At 42.4% G+C, this 347-nt stretch carries 1 protein-coding gene; it reads left to right on the plus strand.

Annotated elements, in window-relative coordinates; all coding sequences use genetic code 11:
- Positions 1-347 (plus strand): DUF3080 family protein (locus tag IQR33_RS28085; RefSeq protein ID WP_193844258.1); only part of this gene is annotated, 347 nt, incomplete at both ends.

Consider the following 347-nt stretch of genomic DNA (forward strand, 5'->3'; position numbering starts at 1 on the left):
GAGCCATTGCCAAGGCTATCTATTGGCCTGCTAGAGAGCTATCAATTACGACAGTGCGGACTCTTTAATTTACTTGCCGAGAAAAACTCACAACTTGGAAAGGTGCAGGATGCCTTTCATGATTTTGATTATCAAACTGCCCTTTTAAGAGTCATGAATCGATGTTTATCCGAATTTCCACTTAGCGATGAAGAACGCGCGACATTGACAGAGCTTTACGCAACCAAGTGGCAACATTTAGACATTCATCTCGACAACTTACTACTCGTAAGTGATGCCATGCAAAAGCAACTAACTGCCTCTGATTGGCTATCTCAAGACACGACGAATGATATTGCACGCATTAA

Source organism: Vibrio sp. OPT46, assembly GCF_015163535.1.
Taxonomy (GTDB): domain Bacteria; phylum Pseudomonadota; class Gammaproteobacteria; order Enterobacterales; family Vibrionaceae; genus Vibrio; species Vibrio alginolyticus.